This is a genomic window from Thioalkalicoccus limnaeus (assembly GCF_041197575.1).
GTDB classification, from domain to species: domain Bacteria; phylum Pseudomonadota; class Gammaproteobacteria; order Chromatiales; family Chromatiaceae; genus Thioalkalicoccus; species Thioalkalicoccus limnaeus.
Genome location: NZ_JBDKXB010000004.1, coordinates 203,095 through 221,773 on the forward strand (window position 1 = coordinate 203,095; position 18,679 = coordinate 221,773).

Annotated in this window: 22 protein-coding genes; 15 read left to right on the forward strand and 7 right to left on the reverse strand. The window is 66.3% G+C overall.

The window, feature by feature from the left end:
• Positions 1–24 precede the first annotated feature (24 nt).
• From ABC977_RS05190 to ABC977_RS05215, 6 genes are all read left to right on the forward strand, one after another.
• Positions 25–822 carry a DUF4340 domain-containing protein gene (locus ABC977_RS05190; protein WP_369666180.1) on the forward strand — a complete coding sequence of 266 codons (798 nt, stop codon included), beginning with the start codon at positions 25–27 and terminating at the stop codon, positions 820–822.
• A 94-nt stretch (positions 823–916) separates the two neighbouring features.
• Complete coding sequence (ribBA, locus tag ABC977_RS05195; protein ID WP_369666181.1) at positions 917–2,038, forward strand: bifunctional 3,4-dihydroxy-2-butanone-4-phosphate synthase/GTP cyclohydrolase II; 1,122 nt, start codon at positions 917–919, stop codon at positions 2,036–2,038.
• A gap of 75 nt (positions 2,039–2,113) precedes the next feature.
• Entirely contained in the window at positions 2,114–2,584 is a 471-nt protein-coding gene (gene ribH / locus ABC977_RS05200) for a 6,7-dimethyl-8-ribityllumazine synthase (RefSeq protein ID WP_369666182.1), read from the forward strand.
• A gap of 1 nt (position 2,585) precedes the next feature.
• Positions 2,586–3,074, forward strand: coding sequence for a transcription antitermination factor NusB (gene nusB / locus ABC977_RS05205; protein ID WP_369666183.1), 489 nt, complete (start codon positions 2,586–2,588; stop codon positions 3,072–3,074).
• Between the two features lie 32 nt (positions 3,075–3,106).
• Positions 3,107–4,066 carry a thiamine-phosphate kinase gene (gene thiL, locus ABC977_RS05210; protein ID WP_369666184.1) on the forward strand — a complete coding sequence of 320 codons (960 nt, stop codon included), beginning with the start codon at positions 3,107–3,109 and terminating at the stop codon, positions 4,064–4,066.
• A 169-nt stretch (positions 4,067–4,235) separates the two neighbouring features.
• Positions 4,236–5,222: a BatD family protein gene (locus tag ABC977_RS05215; protein WP_369666185.1), complete on the forward strand. Its 987-nt coding sequence runs from the start codon at positions 4,236–4,238 to the stop codon at positions 5,220–5,222.
• Between the two features lie 4 nt (positions 5,223–5,226).
• On the opposite strand, the gene ABC977_RS05220 is transcribed toward ABC977_RS05215, so the two are convergent.
• Both ABC977_RS05220 and ABC977_RS05225 read right to left on the reverse strand, forming a co-directional pair.
• On the reverse strand, positions 5,227–5,715 hold the full coding sequence (locus ABC977_RS05220; protein WP_369666186.1) for an SRPBCC family protein: 489 nt from the start codon (positions 5,713–5,715) through the stop codon (positions 5,227–5,229).
• Between the two features lie 119 nt (positions 5,716–5,834).
• Positions 5,835–6,884, reverse strand: coding sequence for an agmatine deiminase family protein (locus ABC977_RS05225; protein WP_369666187.1), 1,050 nt, complete (start codon positions 6,882–6,884; stop codon positions 5,835–5,837).
• A gap of 98 nt (positions 6,885–6,982) precedes the next feature.
• Here ABC977_RS05225 and ABC977_RS05230 point away from each other — a divergent pair, with 98 nt between their 5' ends.
• From ABC977_RS05230 to mutM, 4 genes are all read left to right on the forward strand, one after another.
• A complete protein-coding gene (locus ABC977_RS05230) occupies positions 6,983–7,645 on the forward strand; it encodes a sulfotransferase family 2 domain-containing protein (protein WP_369666188.1) in 663 nt (220 codons plus the stop codon).
• A gap of 53 nt (positions 7,646–7,698) precedes the next feature.
• Positions 7,699–8,670 (forward strand): MBL fold metallo-hydrolase, encoded by a 972-nt coding sequence (locus tag ABC977_RS05235; RefSeq protein WP_369666189.1) that lies wholly within the window; start codon positions 7,699–7,701, stop codon positions 8,668–8,670.
• Positions 8,671–8,756: 86 nt separating this feature from the next.
• Positions 8,757–9,248 carry a methyltransferase family protein gene (locus tag ABC977_RS05240; protein WP_369666190.1) on the forward strand — a complete coding sequence of 164 codons (492 nt, stop codon included), beginning with the start codon at positions 8,757–8,759 and terminating at the stop codon, positions 9,246–9,248.
• Between the two features lie 219 nt (positions 9,249–9,467).
• A complete protein-coding gene (gene mutM / locus ABC977_RS05245) occupies positions 9,468–10,283 on the forward strand; it encodes a bifunctional DNA-formamidopyrimidine glycosylase/DNA-(apurinic or apyrimidinic site) lyase (RefSeq protein WP_369666191.1) in 816 nt (271 codons plus the stop codon).
• Between the two features lie 25 nt (positions 10,284–10,308).
• On the opposite strand, the gene ABC977_RS05250 is transcribed toward mutM, so the two are convergent.
• From ABC977_RS05250 to ABC977_RS05265, 4 genes are all read right to left on the reverse strand, one after another.
• Complete coding sequence (locus ABC977_RS05250; protein ID WP_369666192.1) at positions 10,309–10,590, reverse strand: BPTI/Kunitz-type proteinase inhibitor domain-containing protein; 282 nt, start codon at positions 10,588–10,590, stop codon at positions 10,309–10,311.
• 235 nt (positions 10,591–10,825) lie between these two features.
• Entirely contained in the window at positions 10,826–12,166 is a 1,341-nt protein-coding gene (locus ABC977_RS05255; RefSeq protein WP_369666193.1) for an ATP-binding protein, read from the reverse strand.
• Positions 12,167–12,171: 5 nt separating this feature from the next.
• The gene (locus tag ABC977_RS05260; RefSeq protein WP_369666194.1) at positions 12,172–12,846 is read right to left on the reverse strand and encodes a response regulator transcription factor; all 675 of its coding nucleotides are present in this window, start codon (positions 12,844–12,846) and stop codon (positions 12,172–12,174) included.
• 15 nt (positions 12,847–12,861) lie between these two features.
• Positions 12,862–13,107: a PepSY domain-containing protein gene (locus tag ABC977_RS05265; protein ID WP_369666195.1), complete on the reverse strand. Its 246-nt coding sequence runs from the start codon at positions 13,105–13,107 to the stop codon at positions 12,862–12,864.
• A 293-nt stretch (positions 13,108–13,400) separates the two neighbouring features.
• On the opposite strand from ABC977_RS05265, the gene ABC977_RS05270 reads away from it, so the two are divergent.
• The 5 genes from ABC977_RS05270 to ABC977_RS05290 all read left to right on the forward strand — a co-directional run bounded on the left by ABC977_RS05270 (position 13,401) and on the right by ABC977_RS05290 (position 17,500).
• Positions 13,401–14,024: a cell wall hydrolase gene (locus ABC977_RS05270; protein ID WP_369666196.1), complete on the forward strand. Its 624-nt coding sequence runs from the start codon at positions 13,401–13,403 to the stop codon at positions 14,022–14,024.
• Positions 14,025–14,297: 273 nt separating this feature from the next.
• A complete protein-coding gene (locus tag ABC977_RS05275; protein WP_369666197.1) occupies positions 14,298–14,666 on the forward strand; it encodes a DUF192 domain-containing protein in 369 nt (122 codons plus the stop codon).
• A gap of 94 nt (positions 14,667–14,760) precedes the next feature.
• Entirely contained in the window at positions 14,761–15,687 is a 927-nt protein-coding gene (locus tag ABC977_RS05280; RefSeq protein ID WP_369666198.1) for a cobalamin-binding protein, read from the forward strand.
• A 23-nt stretch (positions 15,688–15,710) separates the two neighbouring features.
• Positions 15,711–16,661 carry a FecCD family ABC transporter permease gene (locus tag ABC977_RS05285; protein WP_369666250.1) on the forward strand — a complete coding sequence of 317 codons (951 nt, stop codon included), beginning with the start codon at positions 15,711–15,713 and terminating at the stop codon, positions 16,659–16,661.
• Positions 16,662–16,684: 23 nt separating this feature from the next.
• Positions 16,685–17,500, forward strand: a complete 816-nt coding sequence (locus ABC977_RS05290; protein ID WP_369666251.1) for an ABC transporter ATP-binding protein — start codon at positions 16,685–16,687, stop codon at positions 17,498–17,500.
• 1,006 nt (positions 17,501–18,506) lie between these two features.
• On the opposite strand, the gene ABC977_RS05295 is transcribed toward ABC977_RS05290, so the two are convergent.
• Positions 18,507–18,662, reverse strand: coding sequence for a hypothetical protein (locus ABC977_RS05295; protein WP_369666199.1), 156 nt, complete (start codon positions 18,660–18,662; stop codon positions 18,507–18,509).
• Between the last annotated feature and the right edge of the window lie 17 nt (positions 18,663–18,679).

The following is an 18,679-nucleotide window of genomic DNA, read 5'->3' on the forward strand; positions in this document are numbered from 1 at the left end:
TCATCTTTAAGATCGGATGCGGTCATGATCAGGCACCGTTGGCTGGGCAATCTGGGACTGCTGCTGCTGGTCTTGGCGTTGGCAGTCCTGGTGCACCGGGAGCTGGCCCATGAGCCCATTGGCCGGCCCTTGACGGCGCTGGTGCCGTCGCAGATCCATTCGGTCCAGCTCGAGCGCAACGGCGAACGGCTCCTGTTCGTTCGCGATCAGGCCGATTGGTGGATGACCGTGCCCTACGAGGTCGCCGCCGACCGCGGTCGTGTTACGCGGCTGCTGACGCTCGCCGAGGCCCAGGTGCGGGATGTCCTGCCGGTCGATGCGGCGGGCATGAGACGCCTCGGGCTCGAACCTCCGCGGGTCGCCCTGATCCTGGACGATACGCGCCTGCGTCTCGGTGTCACGGACCCGGTCACGGGTTGGCGTTACGTGGGCGTCGGCGAACGGGTCTATCTGATCGAGGATCGCTTCGACCCCTGGTTGAACGCCTCGGCCCTGGAGTACCTGGATCGGCGCTTGTGGCCGCCAGACTTCACGCCGGCACACGGCACCTTCAATGGCGAGCCGTTGACCTTGGCCGCCGTTCGCGCCCTCGGGGATCGCCCGGCGCGCTCGATCGTGCCGCTCGATTCATCGTCGCTCGCCGGCGATCGGGTCGAAGTCCAGCCGACAGAGGGCGCGCCGCTGCGCTTCCTGGTCAGTCGCGATGGTCGCCAGTGGGATCGCGTCGATCTCAGGCTGCGTTATCTGTTCGACGAAAGCCCGCTGCCACCGGCCCTGATCGATGCGCGGCCGCCGTCGCCGGACGAGGATCCGTGGCCTTGAACAGGCGCGGTCTTCGTGGGTATGACGAACAAGTGTCGGGTCTGCTAATCTAATTGGTTTCCCGCGCTAATCCGAGCGATCTGTCGCCTTTGTCATGTCCCTGAATTCGACTGAAGAGATCATCGAGGATCTGCGTGCCGGCCGGATGGTCATCATCATGGACGACGAGGACCGCGAGAACGAGGGCGACCTGGTGCTCGCCGCGGACCGGGTGACGCCCGAGGCGATCAACTTCATGGCCAAGTACGGGCGGGGGCTCATCTGTCTGACCCTGACCAAGGAGCGCTGCGAGCGCCTGCGTCTGCCGCTGATGGTCACCGACAACAACGCCCCGCGTTCGACGGCTTTCACCTTGTCGATCGAGGCGGCGGTCGGCGTCACGACCGGCATCTCGGCGGCCGACCGCGCGACGACGATCCGCGCCGCGGTGGCCCCGGGCGCGGTGCCGCAGGATCTGGTCCAGCCGGGGCACGTGTTTCCGCTGATGGCCCAACCCGGCGGGGTGCTGGTGCGGGCCGGCCACACCGAGGCCGGCTGCGATCTCGCGCGCCTCGCGGGTCTGTCGCCGGCGTCCGTGATCGTCGAGATCCTCAATGAGGACGGCACCATGGCGCGGCGGCCGGACCTCGAGGTCTTTGCCGCGACCCATGGCCTGAAGATCGGCACCATCGCGGACTTGATCCACTATCGCGTCAGCAACGAAAAAACGGTCCATTGCGAGGGCGAGTGCGATCTGCCGACCGAATACGGCACCTTCCGGGCCGTCGCCTATCGCGACACGATCGACAACCAGATCCATCTGGCCTTGACGCTTGGCGAGATCGCCGCGGATCGCCCGACGCTGGTGCGCGTGCACCTGCAGAATGCGTTGTGCGACCTGTTCGACACGGTACACTCGGCGTGCGGCTGGCCGCTGCGCGATGCACTGCGCCAGATCGCCGATCAGGGCGAGGGGGTCATCGTGGTGTTGCGCAATCGCGATAGCGCGGCGGATCTGCTTGCGCGGCTGCGCGATTTTCAGTACCACGACCAGGACGACCGTGTGCCGCCGCGTCGCCAGGATCGCCATGCGCTGCGCACCTATGGGATTGGCGCCCAGATCCTCGCCGACCTCGGCGTCGGCAAGATGCGGGTCATGAGCGCGCCGAAGGCGATGCACGGCATCTCCGGATTCGATCTGGAGGTCGTCGAGTACCTGGGCGGGGATCCGCACTGAGGGCGCACTGAGGGGTCACGGCGCGACCTGGGTCCTTGCCACCTTGAGCCAGACGATAACCGGAGGTTTCATTTGATGTCCATCGCCACCCTCGAGGGCCAGTTGCGGGTCGATCAGGCCCGTTTCTGCCTGGTCGTGTCGCGTTTCAACAGCTTCGTCGTCGAGCCGCTGCTCGCTGGGGCCCTCGATGCGCTGCGCCGTCACGGGGCCGCCGATGCGGACCTGACGATCGTGCGGGTGCCGGGCGCCTTCGAGATGCCGGTGGTCGTCGAACGCATCGCGGCGCAGGCCCGCTATGATGCGATCATCGCCCTCGGTGCCGTGATCCGTGGCGGGACGCCGCATTTCGAGTATGTCGCCGGTGAATGCGTCAAGGGTTTGGCGCATGTCAGCCTGAAGCATGGCGTCCCGGTTTCCTTCGGTGTGCTGACCGTCGACACCATCGAGCAGGCGATCGAGCGGGCCGGCACCAAGGCCGGTAACAAGGGCGCCGAAGCGGCGCTCTCCGCGATCGAGATGGTCGATCTGCTGCGGACGCTCGGCTGAGATGGTCAGTCCCCGCCGCCTCGCGCGCCGCTATGCGGTGCTCGCACTCTACCAATGGCAGGTCACGGGTCAGGGTCCGTCGGAGATCGCCCGTCACTTCGCCGACGACCCGGAGTGGCTGACCGAGGTCGCCAGGTCGTTGCGCGATGACGCCGATGCCGAAGTCGAGAGCGGGTCTGTCGCCCGCGACCGCTACGACACGGCGCTCTTCGAACGCCTGATCGGTGGTGTGCCGCGCGAGCAGCCGACCCTCGATGAGGAGCTGGCCAAGGCCCTCGATCGACCGCTCAGCCAGGTGGATCCGGTCGAGCGCGCGATCCTGCGGCTCGGTGCGTTCGAACTCTTGTTCTGTCCCGACGTGCCCTATCAAGTCGCGATCAACGAGGCGATCGATCTAGCGAAGCTGTTCGGTGCCGAGCAGGGCCATCGTTACGTCAACGGCGTGCTCGACCGGCTCGCACGGGCCGCGCGCGCGCCCGGGACCGGTTGACCCAGCGGGTGACGGCGAGTCGGGGAGGTGCTGTGTCCGAATTCGATCTGATCCGCACCTATTTCGCCGGGCTCGGCGCGCGTCGGACCGATGTCGTGCTCGGGGTCGGCGACGATTGTGCCCTGCTCGACCTTGGCGCGGACCAGTGGCTCGCCGTCAGTCTCGATACGCTGGTGGCCGGGGTGCACTTCCTCGCCGATTGCGACCCGGAGGCGCTGGGTCATAAGGCGCTCGCGGTCGGCCTGAGCGATCTGGCCGCGATGGGCGCGCGACCGGCCTGGGCTACCCTCGCGCTGACCCTACCGGGGGCGGACCCGGCCTGGGTTGCGGCCTTCGCGCACGGTCTCGGTCGTCTGGCCAAGGCCCACGGCGTGGCGCTGGTCGGCGGGGATACCACCCGCGGACCGCTGGCCATCACGGTCCAGGTCCATGGGCTGGTCGCGCCCGGACAGGCGATCAGGAGGGCCGGTGCTCGCCCGGGCGACCAGGTTTGGGTGTCCGGTCACCTCGGTGATGCGGGGCTCGCGTTGCGCCGGATCCAGGCCGGTGCACCGGTCTCGGAGCCGCTGCGTCGTCGGCTCGAGCGCCCCGACCCGCGGGTCGCGATCGGGCTTCGGTTGCGCGGCCTTGCGCACGCGATGATCGATGTATCCGATGGGCTCGCCGCGGACCTCGGCCATATCCTCGAGGCCAGTGGCGTTGGGGCGTCGGTCGAGCTCGCCGCGCTGCCGCTGAGCCCCGACGTGGCCGAGGCACTTGCCAATGGCGCGGGCTGGGATCTGCCGCTCGCGGCGGGCGATGACTACGAACTCTGTTTCACGGCGCCGGCTGCCCACAGCGGGCGCATCGAGGCCGTCGCGCTCGAAGCGCGGTGTCCCCTGACCCGTATCGGGTGCGTCACCTCCGAGCCGGGATTGCGGGCGTCGCAGCCGGACGGCGCCCTCTGGCCTATCGCGAGGAGCGGCTATGACCATTTCCGAGACGAGGCGTGAGATACGCGTCCGCACATGTTTCGATTGGCTTCGCCCACCGTACTGGCTGGCCTGCGCGGGCGGCACCGACTGTTCAGGGTCGACATTTCGGTAATCACCGGCGGTGCCTCGCCACAAGCCCATGGGGTCGTTCCCGGCATGACGCGATCGATTCACGCGCGTGCAAGTCATGACGACTGCTGATGGCCTGTTCGGTGCGAACAGCGGCCTGAGGCGGGCCGCGCGCGCCTCGCTCATCGTCGTGGCGGGCTGGGCGGCAGCCGCGGCGGCCGACGTCGATGTCTGGTTGTCGGCGACGACGACCCCTCGCGATCGCCCGGTCGAACTGATCCTCGAGATCAAAGGCGAGCTTGCCGGGCGGCCCGATCTGACCGTGCTCGACGAGGATTTCGTGATCATCGATCGGCGCCAGGAGAGCTCGATCTCCGTCATCGATGGGCAGCGCCAAACCCGCTATCGGCTATCGCTGAGGCTGTTGCCGCGGCAGACTGGTGAGATCGAGATCCCGCCGATCCCGGTCGGTGCATCCGTGACACGGCCGCTTCGGCTCAGGGTCACCGAGGCCGTCGATCCCAGGGCGCCAACCGCGGCGGACCCCTGGGTCGGCCCGCCGGTTCCGCCCCGGCCGGTCCCGGCGCTGCCCGGGTCCGGTTGGCTTGGTCCGCCGCCGGTCGAACCGATACCCAGATGGCCGGATCGGGATGGGTCGTCTGTTGCCGGCGCCGAGTCCCCGACGGGTGACGGGGGGCGGCTGCCAGGCGCCTGGATTTGGTACAGTGCCCTGCTGGCATTGGCCTGGGCCGTCACTTTGTTTTTGTGGTGGCGCGGTCGCCGGCCGCCAGTCGCGCCGGCCGCCATGGTCGCCGACCTGCGGCCGTCGGCGCCCGCCGATCCCTGGTCGAAGGCGATCGATGCGGTCCGCATAGCTTACCAGGCCGGGGATGCGCCGGCCGCACGCGAGGCCTTGCTGGCTTGGTCGCGTCTGCGTTGGCCGCACGACCCGCCCGGCAACATCGCCCGCCTGGTGTTGCGTTGCCAGGAGCCGCTCAAGGGACAGATCGCGTTACTGGAAAAGGCCCTCTACAGTCCCGAACCGCTGTCCTGGAATCGGGAACTGGTGTGGGAGACGCTCGCGGCGGAGCAGCGGGTCGGCTGACGGATCAAACGATCGGTGGCCGCGCTGCCGCCTGCCGTTCATCCGGCGTTGCCGCGATCTCGGCTTCGACGACCTGCTTGAGATTGCGGACCAGGGATTCGGCCCCGTCCCGAACGGCCATCCGGATCACTCGTTCGAAGGGGCGCCACATCAGATCGAGCCGCTGTAGCTCGAATCGGAACTCGACTCGCGTGTGGACGTGGATCGGCGCAAAGCGGTACTCGACGAAGAAGGGTTTGTCGATCCCCTGAAACGCGAGCCGCTCGCCAGCCTGGTAATGGCTGACGCGAAACCGGGCGCTCGTGCGCCGGCCCTTGTCGACGCGCACCTGTCGCGCTATCCAGCCGGGTCGGATCGGACCATCGGAAAGCACCTCGAATTCCACGACCTCCGGTGACCAGTGGCGGTAGTTCCGGTGGAAGTTGTCGGCGACGAACTCGAAGACCTGGTCGGTCGGGCGGCGAATCAGGGTGCTGGCTTGCGCCTGAACCATTCGTGGGTGACCTCCTCGATAGGTGTGGGCCGGGCGGGCTGTGAAAGGCAGGGCCTTCGAACGACAGCGACTCGCGGATGCCCAAGCCGCGCGACGGCTTTCGGGGCGATCACTAGCCGTCACGCGCGATGCGTTCCCGGTAGGCGCACGGCGGTCGGCAGCTGCATCGTCGCGCAGTGTAGACTGCCGCCCTGTTCGATCAAGCGGCGGCAGTCCAAAGGCCGGACCTCGCGTCCGGGGAACAGGTCTGCGATCCGTGCAAGCGCCGTCTGATCGGCCGGATCCCGATAGACCGGGACCAAGACAGCCCCGTTGATGATCAAAAAGTTGGCGTAGCTGGCGGCTAGCCGCTGGCCGTCCTGACCCAGCACGGGCGCCGGGCAGGGCAAGGGGACCAGCCGATACGGGGCGCCGCTGGCTTGGCGGAGCCCTTGCAGTTCCCGCTCCATCGCGGCCAGGCCCGGGAAATCCGTGTCGTTCGGATCCTGGCACTGCACGTAGGCGATCGTGTCCGGGGCGCAGAACCGGGCCAGCGTGTCGATGTGGCCGTCGGTGTCGTCGCCGCTGAGCTGGCCCTCCTCGATCCACAGGACCCGCCGCGTGCCGAGCAGTTCCGCGAGACGCGCCTCGATCGCGGCGCGGGTCAGGTGCGGGTTGCGTTTCGGATCCACGAGGGTGCGGGTCATCGCGAGCAGGGTTCCGTCGCCGTCCGTGTCGATGGCGCCCCCTTCGAGAACCAGGTCCTGCTGCCTCAGCGGGATGTCGCCGAAGACCCCGGCCTGGTGAAGGACCTGCGTGATCCGATCGTCGAGCCCGGCCGGGAACTTGGCGCCCCAGCCGTTGAACCGGCAATCGAGCAGCAAGGGCCGGTCCCCGTCGAGGACCGTCAGCGGACCGTGGTCACGCGTCCAGGTGTCATTGCTCGGGGCCAATGCGAGATGACGCTGCCGGGACGGGATGTCGGCCGCGTCGAGACGCGCCGCGATCTGCTCGCGATGGGCGGCGTCGCGGCAGACGATCAGCACCGGCTCGTATGCCGCGATCGCCGCCGCGAGTTCCGTGTAGAGCCCCTCGATCTGCGCGAGTTGCGGACGCCAGGCCGTCTCGTCGTGCGGCCAGGTGAGCATGACGGCGCTGTGCGGTTCCCATTCAGCGGGCAGGCGGGGCATCCAGATGGTCCTCGAGGTCGAGAAAACGGCCTTTTCGTTATCCTAGCCGGAAAGGGGATTGGGGCCAACCGACCGCGCTACTGATAGAATGCCGCGCCATGCTGCTCTCGGTTCGACACAGGTTCCTATTCGTCCACATCGCCAAGACCGGCGGAACGAGCGTGCGCGCGGCCCTCGAGGGCCGGCGCTGGCGCGACCCCTGGTACCCGGCCCAGTTTCTGTGCAGCCGCCTCAGTCACCTGAGCGGCCATCGCCTCGCGATCAAGCTGCCGCGCCATGCCAAGGTGATCGCCGCCAAGGAGCTGTTGCCGCGAGAGTTTTTCGATTCATTGTTCAAGTTCGCGTTCGTTCGCAACCCCTGGGACCTGCAGGTCAGCTCCTTCCATCACATCCGCCGCGAGCGGCCGCAGTTCCTGGGCGGGCATCAGGATTTCGCCGACTTCCTGCGCTGGAAGCTCGATCCAGAGCGGCCTTATCAGTATCACCTGGATACCTCGATCGAACGCCAGAGCGACTATCTGATCGACCTCGATGGCCGGACCCTCGTCGACTTCGTTGGCCGTTACGAGCGTCTCGCCGAGGATTTCAGGATCGCCTGCGACCGGATCGGGATCCCGACGCCGAGCTTGCCGCATCGTCGCCGAGCGGCGGACCGAACCACCGATTATCGGTCCTATTACGACGATGACACGGCCGCGTTGATCGCTCGTCACTTCGCGCGCGACATCGCGCTGCTCGGCTACCGTTTCGATCCGGATTGACCATCGTGACGCAGCGCCCATCTATCTGAATATCGAATGAGACGGAGACGACGATGAAGTTGCCACCCTTCCAGCAGGTCGCCGATGGGATCTACTGCGTCGAGACCGGCCTGTACCGTCATGGTTTGGCCGCCTGTTATCTGGTTCGCGAGGGCGATCGGCTGGCGTTCGTCGATACCGGGACCGCGCGCACGGCGCCGGCGTTGCTGGCGCTGATCGGCGAGCTCGGGCTCGACCCCTCGGCGGTCGACTATGTGATTCCGACTCACGTGCATCTCGATCACGCCGGTGGGTCCGGCCAGTTGATGCAAGCCTGTCCGAATGCGCGGCTCGTGATTCACCCCAAAGGCGCGCCGCACATGATCGATCCGGCCAAGCTCATGGCCGGGGCCATGCAGGTCTACGGCGAGGAGGCCTTCGCGCGCGACTTCGGCGAACTGGTCCCGGTCCCGGAGGAACGGGTCTGGGTCGCTGACGACGGGATGGCGATCGACCTCGCCGGTCGCACCTTGACCTTCATCGACACACCGGGCCACGCGAATCACCATGGCTGCCTGTTCGACGCGACGACGCAGGGCCTGTTCACCGGTGACACCTTCGGGATCTCGTACCGGGAGTTCGATACGGACCAGGGCCCCTTGCTGTTCGCCCCGACGACGCCGGTGGCCTTCGACCCCGAGGTCTGGCTCGAAAGCCTCGATCGGATCATGGCCCTGTCGCCGCGCGAGGTCTATTTGACCCATTATGGCCGGATCGAGGATCCTGCGGGCCTGGTCGACGGCCTGCGTCAGAATATCCGCGATCTCGCGGCGCTGGCGCTGGCCGAAGAGGGGCGCGCCGATGCCGCCCGTCAGTCCCGCCTGGAGCAGGCCGTGACCGCGAATCTGTTCGGCCGGGCGCGCGATCACGGCGTCACCCTGAGCGACGAGGAGCTGCTCAGGTTGTTCAGTGTCGATATTGCCTTGAACGCCCAGGGTCTCGAGGTCTGGTTGCGGCGCCGCGAAAGGCGCGCCACCTCAGCCTGACTCGGTGACCCCGCGATGACCGGTGCACCGCGACGCGGTTCGCGATGTCCGACCCCGTTACAGCGAAGACCATGAAGGATTCAAACGTGCAAGACCCCAAACCCTGGTACGGCCGCCGCGGCGAAGTTCTGGTCGTGATCCAGTTCGCGCTGCTGTTCGGCTTCATCCTGACGCCGGTGTGGAATCCGCTGGCCAGCGCGGACCTGTATGCGGCCCTGGAGCCCGTGCGCTGGGCCGTGCTGATCGTCACCTGGGTGATCGCGCTGATTCTCGGCAGCCTGGGCTCGATGCATCTACGTGAGTACATCACGCCGCTGCCGTATCCGGTCGACCACAGCCGCCTGGTCCAGCGCGGCATCTATGGGATCGTGCGTCACCCCTTGTACAGCAGCCAACTCTTCGCCGCCCTCGGCTGGGTCGTCGTCAACCTGAGCCTGTCGCATCTGGCGGTCCTGGTCGTCGGCTTCCTGTTCTTCAACTACAAGGCCTCGCGCGAGGAGCGTTGGCTGACCGAGCGTCATCCAGAGTATCCCGGATATGCGCGCCGCGTGCGCAAATTCATCCCCTGGGTCTACTGATCCCCGATCGCCGAACGGGTGCGTGCGGTGGCCCTTTCCGGGCGGATGTCGATCCTGACCAGGCCCGGTTCCGAGCATCGATGGTTGTCTCGGTGCCCGCATTGCCTCGTCGCGACAAGCCCTGAATACACGGCGATTCAGTCGACGACGGGGTGCCGCTGGTCGACCGTCGCGCCGGCACTCCGCGACGGCGTCCAACAGGACCGATAGGGCCTGACGATGCCGGAGCTGCCCGAGGTCGAGACGGCCTGCCGAGGCCTGCGGCCGCACCTGACGGGCGCGCGGATCCTGGCCCTGTCGGTCCGCGATCGCCGACTACGCTATCCGATCCCGGATCACACCGAGAGGATGGTCGCGGGCCAAGGCATCCTCGCGGTGCGCCGTCGCGCCAAGTACCTGCTGTTCGAGCTGGAGCAGGGGACACTGTTGGTGCATCTGGGGATGTCCGGCAGCCTGCGTTTGGTCCCGGCGTCGATGCCACCGGGGTCGCACGATCACCTCGACTTGCGGCTCGATACGGGTCAGACCTTGCGGTTTCATGACCCACGTCGCTTTGGGCTGCTGTTGTGGACGCCAGAGCCGCCGGAGCGGCACCCGCTGCTGCGTGACCTGGGACCCGAGCCGTTGGATCCGGGCTTCGCCGGGGATCACCTCTACCGGGTGGCGCGCGGCCGGCGTCTCGCGGTCAAGCCCTTCATCATGGATGCGCGGATCCTGGTGGGGGTCGGCAACATCTATGCGAATGAAGCCCTCTATCAATCGGGGATTCATCCGGCCCGTCCGGCCGGGCGGATCGCGCTCGCGCGCTACCGGCGACTTGCCGACGCGATCGTCTCGGTGCTCGGTGCTGCAATCGCGCAGGGCGGCACCAGCCTGCGGGATTTCGTCCAGGAGGACGGTCGCCCTGGCTACTTCGCCGTGTCGCTGAAGGTCTACGGCCGTGATGGCCAGGCGTGTCCGGGTTGCGGTCGGACCATCATGCAGCGCCGGATCGGGCAGCGCTCGAGCTTCTTCTGTTCCCGTTGCCAGCGGTGACGTGACGCGAGCCGAGGCTGGCCGATCAACCTCTGTCCGGGGGCGCGACGCAGGTCTTGTCGCAGTCGGCCAGTGTCGCGAAGGGAACCTGAAGCGGACAGTTTCCATAATGAAAGGGCCGACAGCGATTCTCCCAGTAATCGTAGTAATAGCCGACTCGGTTGCCCGAACAGAGATCCAGATCCGGTACATCGAGGCAGCGCACCGGGAGCAGGTCCGGATCCTTCGTCGGGGTGCTCACACAGCTGGTGACGAGGAAGATGACAAGGATGGCGGTCGTGACGGGCGCGCGACGGGTTGCAGGCATGACTCTGGCTGGATGAACGGGGATCGTGGTCAGCGTGGCGGCGGGTGTGTGGCCGTGATGCCGCCGAGAGCGAGGCGCGACACCACCCAGTGACATCATTGTGTCATCTTGTCTCGGCACTGGGCAACGGCTACCGCACACGGCCGATGGCCTTCTCTGGGCCGAGGAGTTCGATGAGAATCGCACCGAACGGCGAGTCGTGACGTCCCCGAGGGTGTGCCGCGCGGGCTGTCGTTTAGCGCGCGAACCGAGCCTCGAACAGGGCGCCGCCGAGTGGGCTGGAGGCGATCCGCACCTCGCCGCCATAGGCCGTGCAGATCTCTCGCGCGACCGCAAGGCCGATGCCGTGACCGGGCATCAACTCATCGGCCCGCACCCCGCGCTCCAGCAGCCGAACGCGCTGCGCCGCCGGTATGCCAGGGCCGTCGTCTTCGATTCGAATGCGCAATCCACGCTCGTCGATCACCCGGACCCGGATCGCTGCACGACACCACTTGAAGGCGTTGTCGAGCAGGTTGCCGACCACCTCCATCAGATCGCCCTCGGGGCCGCGAAAGACGAGCCGTTGGTCGCATTCGATCGCCACCCGAACGGATTTGTCGCGGTGGACCTTGACGAGCACCCTGGCCAGGCGTTCGATGACTTGATGAACCGCGATCGGCGCCGCGAGCCCGGCCGCGGCGCCCGCCCCGGAGCGCGCGCGCTGAAGCTGATAATCGATCAGACGTTCGATCTGTTGGAATTGCGCACGCCAGATCGCCGCGGTTTGTGGCGCCGTGTCGCTGTCGGAGAGCGTCGCGTTGAGGACGGCCAGCGGGGTCTTGAGGCTGTGAGCGAGATCGGCGAGCGCCCGGTCGAGCCGAAGCTGTTGCGCGCGTTCATGGGCGAGCAAGGCGTTCAGGTTGTCGGTAAGGCGCTGGAGCTCGGAGGGATACGGACCTTGCAGCCGCGATTGGTTACCCGCTTCGATCGCGCTGATCTCGGCGGCGACCCGGCGCAGCGGATCCAGTCCCCAGCGCATGACGATGACCAAGGCCGCTAGCAGCAGCAGCGCCATGGTTCCAAGCCAGGTCGCGAGGCTGGTCCGGAAACGGGTCAGCTCCGCATTGAAGGCCGCCAGATCCTCGGCGACGGCGAAGGTCAGCGATTGCGGGACCGGACCGATGGCCCAGACGACCCCGAAACTCTTCATCAGGTAACCATTGTCCGAATCATTGCGGTGCCGGTGCGCGCGCTGTTCGCCGGGTCCGAGCGAGAGATTCGACCAGTCCAGGGACTCGCCGATCACCGACGCGGATTCCCACAGCAGCTGGCCGTCGGGGCCGAGCACCGCCGCGTAAAGCCCCGATCCTGGTCGTTGGAGTCGCGGCTCGGTCGACAGATCAGAGAACTCCAGGACTTCGTCGTCGAATTCGGCGGCCGCCATCAGCAGATAGATCTGGCCCAGCAACCGTTCCTCGCGGGCGGCCTGGGCTGTGTCGCGAAACGCCCGTTCCAGGGCCAGACTGGTCAGGATCAGAAACAAGATCAAGACCGCGCTCGCCGCGACGAGGATTCGGTTGCGCAGCGAGCCCACCGGGCTCAGGTCCCTAGCGTCAGCCGGTACCCGCGACCGCGCAGGGTCTCGATCGGATGCAATGCGCCGGTCGGGTCGAGTTTGCGCCGCAGACGCCCGACCAACACCTCGAGGACGTTGCTGTCTCGATCCTGGTCGTGCGGATACAGGTGATCGGCGAGCTCTTGTTTGGACAAGACCCGCCCTCGCTGGCTCGCCAACCGCTCGAGCAGACGGTACTCGTAGGCCGTCAGGGTCAATTCACGCTCGTCGACCCACACCCGCTGGGCCTTCAGGTCGAGCCGGAGCGGACCGCAGGCAAGCTCGTGGACGGCGCTGGCCAAGGCGCGCCGGAGCAAGGCGCGAAGCCGAGCTTCGAGTTCTTCGATTTGGAACGGCTTGGTCAGGTAGTCGTCAGCGCCGGCCTCGAGCCCCTCGACCTTGTCCTGCCATCGATCACGGGCCGTGAGGACCAGGATCGGTAGCAAGTTGCCAGCTGCGCGCACGCGCTTGATCAAGGTGAGGCCCGAGAGATTCGGCAGCCCCAGGTCGATGATCGCCGCGTCGAAGGGATACTCGGTCGCGAGATACAGCCCTTCGGCCCCGTCGCCGGTCTCCTGGGTCTGGAAGCCGGCCGTGGCCAGTCGGCGACAGACTTGGTGGCGCAGGACCACCTGATCCTCGACGACTAAGATTCGCATGATCTCCGTCTCTGGTCAGCGCCCCGAATCGGGCACGACGATTTCGCGAACCTCGCCATCCCGGGTCAGCACCCGGACCCGATAACCGTTGGACGCGGGCTTCACCGACAAAACCTGGCCGCCGGTTTGTCGCTGCGCCGCTTCGGCGGCCTGGCGTTCGGTCAAGCCACCCCGGTTATTCCCGCCGTCTCGGCGCGCTTCGACGACCTGGCCGAGCAGCGTAAGGGTAACGACGAGGAGCAAGACGGTCAGGCGTTTCATTGTGAGCAGTGCCGATCGAGTCGTGACAGCTGGGCGGTGAGCAAGCCTATGATCGAAAGAATCTACCATACCGGGCGTCAAGGTTGACACGATCGAGCGACGCCTTCGTCGTCCAGGTGGGGCGACGTTGCTCCGCCAGGATCGACACGATTCTAGACGGCTCTTCCTGAACCTATGCTGAACCACAACGAAAAACGGCCGCCGACGGCAAGTATTGGTTCCCTTGCATGGTTCGCCGAGATCAATGACTTTATCATAGCGCTATTGGGAGTAACCCTTATCGGATTAGATCCATGTCAATTGTCTTGCGTTCGGTCGCCATCGCGGCGGCCCTGACGGTCTTGGTCGGCGATATCACCTCGCCTGATGCGGACATCGTGACCGGGGCGGCTGTGGCCGAGATCGAGGTCGCCATGCTCGAGTCGCCTCGAGCCTCGGTCGAGCCGGCGCCTCAGCCGGAGCCGCCTTCGATCCCGAAGAGGGAGTTGGAATGTCTGGCGCTCAACATCTACCACGAGGCCCGTTCCGAGCCGAAGACCGGTCAGATCGCGGTCGCTGCCGTCACCTTGAATCGGGTCCAATCAACGATCTTTCCGGATTCCGTCTGCGCCGTAGTGAAACAGGGCGGGCCGCGGCTCCACCGTTGCCAGTTCTCCTGGTACTGCGATGGCAAGAGCGATGAGCCAACCGAGCGGCGCGCGTGGGACAAGGCTCGCGATCTTGCGTACCGCAGTCTCCTCGGAGCCTTCGATGACCCGACCGGCGGGGCCACGCACTACCATGCCAATTATGTCGATCCGCACTGGGCAGCCGTCTACGAGCCGACGGTACAGCTCGGACGACACCACTTTTACCGCAGTACCGCGTTGCCGAGCCTGCAAGTGGCGCTCGCCGAGTCGACGAGTTCCGTCAATTAGTCGTCGATGCCGGTCGCCGGTGTCGGCCACTGCGAACCCTGGATCGGTCACACCATCTCCGTCCGGCGCGCATTTTGAGGGATAATGAGCACCGTTGGTTCCGACGGTGCGGTCCATGCCCTGGTTCGAGATCGGGCCAGTGCGGTGTACCGAGGAGGTAATCGACAACCGGCGAAGGAGAGAGTCATTGCGATGCCCCAATTGTCCAGGCGCCTAATGCGGTTCTTGGTGCTGTTCTGCCTAATGCCGGCCTCGGTGGCGGCCGAGCCGCGCGTGGCGGAGATTTCGGTCGGCGCCGTTGCACTCGCCGTCGAGCTCGCTTACGACGAATCCAGTCGGCAGCTTGGACTGATGCATCGGGAATTCTTGCCGGCCGATCGCGGCATGCTCTTCATTTTCCCGCTCGAGCGTCGGCATTGTATGTGGATGCGCAACACCTGGATTCCGCTGTCGGTCGCCTTCGTCTCATCATCGGGCCGGGTCCTCAACATCGCTGACATGACGCCCCTGAGCGATGCCACTCACTGTGCTGCTGCGCCGGCGCGTTATGCGCTGGAGGTCAACCAGGGGTGGTTCGATGGACATGGGATCGCGCCCGGTCAACTGATCGAGGGCTTGGAGTCGTTACCGGTTGCTCGCTGACGGGGTTCGGTGTGGGTGTCCGCCTCTGGTGCCGTCTCTGGCTCTGTGCATTGCGCGCGCTGTCTTCATCCGGTTGGTCGCTCCCGTGACAGCCATGTCGAGGAGCCCAAGCGGTCTTCGGAACGGAGGCTCATTCCTCCTGCTGGTGGCGCTGCTGTTGGCCCCGATGGCCCGCTCGGCGACGTCGCCCCTCACGGTGACCGATGATTTGGACCGGATCGTCACGCTGTCGACACCGGCCGAGCGGATCGTCAGCCTCGCCCCGCACGTCACCGAGAACCTGTTCGAGATCGGCGTCGGCGAACGGATCGTCGGGACCGTCAGCTTCAGCGATCATCCGCCGAGCGCGCTGTCGATTCCACGGATCGGCGGTTATCATCAGCTCGATCTGGAGCGGATCATCGCGTTGCGGCCGGATCTGGTCGTCGCCTGGCACAGCGGAAACCCCCGCGCGCAGACCGAGCGCCTCGAACATCTCGGGTTGACGCTCTACTACAGCGAACCCCGCGCGCTGGAGGACCTCGCTAGCAGCCTGGAGCGTTTGGCCGTCCTTGCCGGGCGGCCTGAGCAGGGCCGGGTTCGGGCACAGGAAGTGCGTGCCGGCTTCGATCGGTTGCGCGAACGTCACGCCGCGCGGCCTCCGGTTCGGGTCTTCTACCAGGTGTGGGACGAGCCCTTGATGAGTGTGAATGAGACCCACCTGATCGATGCCGTGATTCGGCTGTGTGGCGGCAGGAATATCGTTGGGCATCTCGAGAGTCTGGCCCCGCGCCTCGATTTGGAGGCGGTTCTGGCGGCTGATCCCGAGGTGATCGTCAGCGGTGGCATGGGTGAGGACAGGCCGGATTGGCTGAATGACTGGCGCCGCTGGACCGGATTGACCGCGGTGCGCCGCGACAACCTGTTCTTCATTGCGCCGTCGCTGCTGCAGAGGCCAACGCCGAGGATCCTGCTTGGTGCGCAACAGGTTTGTGACCACCTGGAAACGGCCCGGGCACGGCGCGCCGAGGACAGCTGGTGATCGCTCCGGTGTCGGCCGGCCGGATCCTGATCTGGCTGATACCGGCCTCGTTGGCCAGTCTGATCGCGGCGGTTGCGATCGGCAGCGTACCGATCACCCCGTCCGATCTGGCGGCGGTGCTGCTCGGCGGAGGGGATCCGCTTCACCAGGTCCTGGTATGGCAACTGCGTCTGCCGCGCGCCTTGGCCGCGTTCGCCACCGGTGGGCTGTTGGCACTGGCCGGGGCCTTGATGCAGGTGCTGTTGCGCAACCCGCTGGCCGATCCCTATGTCCTGGGTCTATCCGGCGGGGCGGCCGTCGGCGCCCTGCTCGCGATGCTCGCTGGCCTCGGCCTCGCGATCGTGTCGGGTGCGGCATTCGTCGGCGCTTTGACCTCGACGCTGCTGGTCTTCGGGCTGGCCCATGGCACCGGCAGTTGGACGCCCGCGCGTCTGTTGTTGACCGGTGTCGTGGTGGCCGCCGGGTGGGGGGCCGTGATCAGCTTTCTGTTGGCGGTCAGCCCGAACAGCGAACTGCCCGGCATGCTCTATTGGTTGATGGGCGACCTGTCCCACGCGCGGGATCCGCGTCTCGCTTGGCTGGTGCTGATCCTGGTCCTGTTGGCGGCCTGGCCCATGGGGCGGACCTTGAACGTATTGGCCCGCGGACCCTTGCAGGCGGCCGCATTGGGGGTCGCGGTGCGGCCGTTGGAATGGAGCCTCTACCTGTCCGCGTCGCTGGTCACGGCGGTCGCCGTGACCCTGGCCGGCACGGTCGGCTTCGTCGGACTGATCGTGCCGCACCTGCTGCGCCTGGTGATCGGCAACGATCAAAGGCTGATCTTGCCAGCTGCGGCGTTGGCCGGCGGAACCCTGCTGACCCTTGCCGACACCATGGCCAGGACCCTGCTGGCGCCCGAGCAACTGCCGGTCGGTGTCATCACTGCGCTGCTTGGTGTGCCGGTGTTCCTGTATCTGCTGCACCGGAGCCGCTGATGGATGTAGCGTGGGGGCCGACGATGCGCGTCGCGCCGACCGGGTCCATCGGGTTGACCGCCGGGTCTGCGCTGCTCGAAGCCCGTGATCTCGTCATCGATATCCCCGAGCGTGGCGATGGCGCGCCCTTGAACCTGCCCATTCGCGCCGGTTCCTGTTGGGGGGTGCTTGGCCCTAACGGGGTGGGCAAGACGACGTTGCTGCATACCTTGGCCGGACTACGACCCGCCCGGCGTGGCCAGTTGTGGCTCGATGGCGAACCCATGACGGAGATGCCCCGGCGGGTCGTCGCCCAGCGCCTGGCACTGGTCTTCCAGGATCGCCATGATGGCTTTCCGGCGACGGTTCTCGAAACGGCCTTGATCGGTCGTCATCCCTACCTCCGCCCATGGCAGATGGAGACCGCGGCCGACTATGCCGCGGCGCGCTCGGCCCTGATCCGGGTCGGTCTCGGGGGATTCGAGCGTCGCGCGCTCGACACCCTGTCCGGCGGCGAGCGTCAGCGGCTGGCCATTGCGACGGCCTTGACCCAGGATCCGGCGCTGTTCCTGTTCGATGAGCCGACCAACCATCTGGATCTTCACCATCAGGTCGCGGTCCTGGATCTGGTCCGCGGGCTGGTCCAGACAGGTCGCGCCGCGGTGATGTCGCTGCATGATCTGAATCTAGCCGCTCGCTACTGCGACCATCTGCTGTTCCTCTATCCCGATGGCGCGGCCTGTTGGGGGGCGGCCCGGGCCATGCTGGTCCCGACGGCCTTGGAGCGGCTTTTCGGTCAGACTCTGGTGGCCGGCGAGGTCGACGGCCAGCCGGTGTTCCTGCCGGCGCGTCGAGCTTGAGAGACAGTCCGGCCGGGACGAGACAGCGGATGCGCTCGGCCTCGGACGCACGGGCCAGCCGGTTCCCGCCGTCTCGCGGGGATCCGCAAGCGTGGGCGCGAGCGGCCCCGGCCACTCTGGCCGGGGCCGCTCGCAAAGGCTCGTTGGGGTGAGCGCGGCTCGTCAGCGTGTCTCGGTCGCTGACGACTGGGCACCTGGAATCCACTCATCCGACCAGCCGCTGAAAAACACGACGGCGAATACCACCCAGGCTGCGCACAACAGGACTAAAAGCTTCGTATCCATAACTGTCACCTTCTTCGTTGGTTTGGCGAAATGCGGACGGTCCAGCAACGGGAGCGGTCCGGCCGATACCAGGCATCGGCGCTACGCGTCCGGGATAGGGGTGATATCGATCGTCCCGACGCTCTTCACATGGGGTTGGTGCGACCGTCGGCGAGAGGGATCTCGCCGCCGAGCCTACAAGGATCTATTCACGACATGTCGCGACAAGGCCATGCGAGGATTGATGCGAGCATCGATACGAATGAGGAAGGCGTTTGAACGGTCGAACCCTTGCATCGGCATGGGCCCGACATCCCCTCTAGGAAAGCGGCCAGGACCCCGATCAGGGATCGCGCAGGGACCGCATCCGGCTGGATGACCAGAACCCCCGCCACATCGGCGAAGGCTACGCGCATGCTACGCCCGGCCTGCGCCCTTTGCAATCGCCGCTTCAGGGCACCTTGAAAAATTCGAGGTGCCCGCGCGGGGCAAGGATGCCCCGCCATTTTCAGTCGCCTAAGCGACTGAAAATGAAGCGAAGCGGAAATCGCATTTTCGCTTCGCGTCTTGAAAAATTGCCCGGATGGCAATTTTTCAAGGTCCCCTTCAGAGGGCCAGCCCTGGGCAGCGAAGCCGCGTTGGCTGACGGATCTCGCCGGCCGCGGTGCCATGGGTCCTCATCTCGAGGCGGCAGGTCCCCTGACCGGGTCGCCGTGCCGTCGATCCGATCCTTGCGTTGGTCCTAATGGCTGCGGCGCATCAGCTTCAAGATCTTGAGGTTGATCACGATGAAGCGAACGAACTGCCAGATGACGGAGGTTCGCATGTACTTGGTGAACCGCGTGGGGACGGGCGGATAGTAGGCCTGCTGATAGGGCTCTCGATTCTTGACGGCCATGGATGTCTCGCGCAAAA

Excerpts from the sequence above, each read along its gene's own strand:
- ABC977_RS05190 (WP_369666180.1), top strand. The coding sequence starts at position 25 with ATGATCAGGCACCGTTGGCTGGGCAATCTGGGACTGCTGCTGCTGGTC.
- ribBA (WP_369666181.1), top strand. The coding sequence starts at position 917 with ATGTCCCTGAATTCGACTGAAGAGATCATCGAGGATCTGCGTGCCGGC.
- ribH (WP_369666182.1), top strand. The coding sequence starts at position 2,114 with ATGTCCATCGCCACCCTCGAGGGCCAGTTGCGGGTCGATCAGGCCCGT.
- nusB (WP_369666183.1), top strand. The coding sequence starts at position 2,586 with ATGGTCAGTCCCCGCCGCCTCGCGCGCCGCTATGCGGTGCTCGCACTC.
- ABC977_RS05215 (WP_369666185.1), top strand. The coding sequence starts at position 4,236 with ATGACGACTGCTGATGGCCTGTTCGGTGCGAACAGCGGCCTGAGGCGG.
- ABC977_RS05220 (WP_369666186.1), bottom strand. The coding sequence starts at position 5,715 with ATGGTTCAGGCGCAAGCCAGCACCCTGATTCGCCGCCCGACCGACCAG.
- ABC977_RS05225 (WP_369666187.1), bottom strand. The coding sequence starts at position 6,884 with ATGCCCCGCCTGCCCGCTGAATGGGAACCGCACAGCGCCGTCATGCTC.
- ABC977_RS05230 (WP_369666188.1), top strand. The coding sequence starts at position 6,983 with ATGCTGCTCTCGGTTCGACACAGGTTCCTATTCGTCCACATCGCCAAG.
- ABC977_RS05235 (WP_369666189.1), top strand. The coding sequence starts at position 7,699 with ATGAAGTTGCCACCCTTCCAGCAGGTCGCCGATGGGATCTACTGCGTC.
- mutM (WP_369666191.1), top strand. The coding sequence starts at position 9,468 with ATGCCGGAGCTGCCCGAGGTCGAGACGGCCTGCCGAGGCCTGCGGCCG.
- ABC977_RS05250 (WP_369666192.1), bottom strand. The coding sequence starts at position 10,590 with ATGCCTGCAACCCGTCGCGCGCCCGTCACGACCGCCATCCTTGTCATC.
- ABC977_RS05260 (WP_369666194.1), bottom strand. The coding sequence starts at position 12,846 with ATGCGAATCTTAGTCGTCGAGGATCAGGTGGTCCTGCGCCACCAAGTC.
- ABC977_RS05265 (WP_369666195.1), bottom strand. The coding sequence starts at position 13,107 with ATGAAACGCCTGACCGTCTTGCTCCTCGTCGTTACCCTTACGCTGCTC.
- ABC977_RS05270 (WP_369666196.1), top strand. The coding sequence starts at position 13,401 with ATGTCAATTGTCTTGCGTTCGGTCGCCATCGCGGCGGCCCTGACGGTC.
- ABC977_RS05280 (WP_369666198.1), top strand. The coding sequence starts at position 14,761 with ATGTCGAGGAGCCCAAGCGGTCTTCGGAACGGAGGCTCATTCCTCCTG.
- ABC977_RS05290 (WP_369666251.1), top strand. The coding sequence starts at position 16,685 with ATGCGCGTCGCGCCGACCGGGTCCATCGGGTTGACCGCCGGGTCTGCG.
- ABC977_RS05295 (WP_369666199.1), bottom strand. The coding sequence starts at position 18,662 with ATGGCCGTCAAGAATCGAGAGCCCTATCAGCAGGCCTACTATCCGCCC.